This is a genomic window from Phyllobacterium sp., assembly GCF_037994405.1.
Taxonomy (GTDB): Bacteria; Pseudomonadota; Alphaproteobacteria; order Rhizobiales; family Rhizobiaceae; genus Phyllobacterium.
Genome location: NZ_JBBNAN010000401.1, coordinates 1 through 2,582, shown reverse-complemented (window position 1 = coordinate 2,582; position 2,582 = coordinate 1). Strand labels below are relative to the sequence as shown.

Sequence of the window (2,582 nt, the reverse complement as noted above, 5' to 3'; positions counted from 1 at the left end):
CCCCTTGGGGGTAATGACACCCTCTGTACTGGCTTACTGGCCGCCCTTTGCGAGCCGCTTGCGGTATTCGACCACCGGCAAGCCGCCCCAGCCCCAATTCTCCATTTCAACCTCCTCAATGAGGACGAAGGTTGCCTCTAGCGGCTTGTGAAGTACGTCGAGCAATAGTTGGCTGACGCCTGCGATGAGGCTTGCTTTCTCCTCGGGTGTCACTGAATCGCGGCCAGGGCCGGATCCTTCCCGAGTAACCTGGATGGTGACGATTGGCATGGAAACCTCCTTAATGGCCAGCGCTCTGGCCGCCATCGATGAAGGAATCGATGTTGCGCTTCGAGTCGCAGAACTTCCAGACTCCTCAATGGTCGCAGTCCGGGTTGGCGGCGACGTAAAGCGCGTCATTGTTGCATCGCCGCGGTATCTTGCCAAACACCCTCGCATAACGGAGCCGGCAGAGCTGACCAAACACCAGATTGTGACCACGACCCACTTTGGCCTCGACACCTGGGTCTTCCCGCCTCCAGCCGGCAGCTCGATTGCGCGATCGGTCCACTTCAAGGCTCGGTTCGTCGTCAACAGTGTTCGAGCCGCTCTGGCGTCGGCGATTGATGGCCACGGCGTCACTCGGCTCTATACCTGCCACGTGGCCGAGAGTGTGCAGGACGGATCGCTCAAGATTGTACTGCGACATGCGGAGTCCGCGCCTCTGCCGGTTCACCTCGTAACACCGCAGGGCCGAACGTCAGTGCCGAAGGTGCGCGCTTTCATCGACTTTGCGGTTCCGCGTCTGCGCGCAGAGTTCGCCAGGTTGTCCGCGGAGGCTGATTCGTTAAAGCAATAACAGACCAATGGGGAAATCTGCGGACCACGGCATGGCAATTCAGCTCAATATCCAGTACGTCCCGCGAAGTGCGGAATAGCAGCCAGCCTTCTCCAGTTTTCAATTTACCCGTGTCGTGTCAGCCAAACTTCGGGTCAATGCGGCGGCACATTGGCGTCGCGAGGGGAAAGGACTGTCTCGCCCATAATGGTCAAAGTCACCCCTGCCGGCTGCTTCGGCGGCGCTGCGCAGAGGGGCCAAGGCGCTACGCGCAGTCGGAGGCAAATCGGAAAGCGGACCAACTTCGGATATGAGGCGGTTAACGATTCCCCGCGCGGGCCGTCTGGTGAAAACGTTGGTAATTGCAGTGGCATTCTCGCGGCCATCCAATGCGTTGCGATATACGGCGTGGATCTTCGCCTCTGAGGCAAGAAGATTGGCCCTGCCGACCTGAACGCCGCCGCACCAAGGCAGCGCCGCAATCAGCTAGCTGGTCTTGAGGGGCATGGGCGTAAGTCGGGCCGGTCAGGTCGTGCGCCGCATGCAGGGCCAACACCTATGACGTGACGGATAGCCGCCGCTCATAACGGCAGCTCCTTGCCGGCCTGCTCCTTGACGATGTACTCAGCGTACCAGTCGGGCCAACCCTCATCGTACTGACCACCAGTCCGTTTCTCGTGCTCGCCATGCGCAGCCCCTGCACGGCGTAGCGCGGCCGCGAGCTCAGTCGACGACGTGAATGTTGTGTTGTCCGCGTCCACGCGCCCCGGCAATCGCTCGGTGATCTCCTGGAACAGCCAGCCGTTGCCGTCCGGATCGCTGAACGAGGCAAACGAGCGGTACGTGCGACGCTCGGAGTCCAGACCACTGACCCGGACTCGTCCAAATAGGTAGGGCTCGTCCGGGCCCGTATAAACGTCGCCGGCGTGGTGGAACACCTCGCTGACCTTGACGCCGCGACCGATCAGCTCTTCGCGGGCGGCCTCGATATCAGAGACGATCAGGTATAGTCCCTGGGCAGAGCCGGGAGACGCAGCGGTGACGTTCTTGCCGAAGATGACCGAGCAAGCGGAGCCGGGCGGCGTGAACTGGATCACGCGGTAGTCATTGCCGGCGAAATCGGCGTCGAGCCTCCACCCGAGGCTTGCGTAGAATTCCTTCGCCCGATCGACGTCCGAAACAGGGACGACGACGATCTCAAACTTCATGTCCACTCCTGCATTTGTCATGGCTTTCTCCTCGATGTTGATTAGGGAGCGGCCCGCCCGCAGCGCGCCGCGGTTTTTCTCAAATCGACTGACGCAGCGGCCTCAACGCGTCTCGAAGCTCAGCGCTGAAAAGGTACGGTTGTTCCCACGCCGCGAAGTGACCTCCCTTATCGACCTCTTGGAAGTAGATCAGGTTGGGATAGGCGCGACGGGCCCATGTCTCCGGGGCTCGATAACTCTACGCTGGAAAGGCCGTGATGGCCACTGGGAGCGAGATCTCGGAGGCTATCTCCCCAGCCGAGAGAGCGGGACTGCGTCCGCCGCCGTATTCCCAGTAAAGTCGCCCTGACGAGGTTGCGCTTTTCGTCGGCGACGTAGCGGGTGTAGCCGACGCGCTTCATCAGCGGCGCGCCCGTCGTGGGCGGTCGGCTCTGTGAGCGGATCGATGATCTTGAGCTCCTCGAACACCGATCCAGGCCAGCCGTGGGTGATGATCACCGATTGAAGGCTGCCGAACGACTGTTGGCGACGTTGGACTAATCTAGTTTAACCTACGC

At 61.0% G+C, this 2,582-nt stretch carries 2 protein-coding genes and 2 pseudogenes; 1 reads left to right on the top strand and 3 read right to left on the bottom strand.

Annotated features, from left to right (window positions below; genetic code table 11):
- Positions 1-33: 33 nt before the first annotated feature.
- Complete coding sequence (locus AAAC48_RS22165) at positions 34-270, bottom strand: 4-oxalocrotonate tautomerase family protein (RefSeq protein ID WP_340656261.1); 237 nt, start codon at positions 268-270, stop codon at positions 34-36.
- Positions 271-304: 34 nt separating this feature from the next.
- Here AAAC48_RS22165 and AAAC48_RS22160 point away from each other — a divergent pair.
- Positions 305-838 (top strand): annotated as a pseudogene (locus AAAC48_RS22160) (LysR substrate-binding domain-containing protein); the annotation flags it as partial.
- Between the two features lie 560 nt (positions 839-1,398).
- Here AAAC48_RS22160 and AAAC48_RS22155 read toward each other — a convergent pair.
- Positions 1,399-2,046 carry a VOC family protein gene (locus AAAC48_RS22155; RefSeq protein ID WP_340656260.1) on the bottom strand — a complete coding sequence of 216 codons (648 nt, stop codon included), beginning with the start codon at positions 2,044-2,046 and terminating at the stop codon, positions 1,399-1,401.
- A 58-nt stretch (positions 2,047-2,104) separates the two neighbouring features.
- A pseudogene (locus AAAC48_RS22150) lies at positions 2,105-2,392 on the bottom strand (epoxide hydrolase); the annotation flags it as partial.
- Positions 2,393-2,582 lie beyond the last annotated feature (190 nt).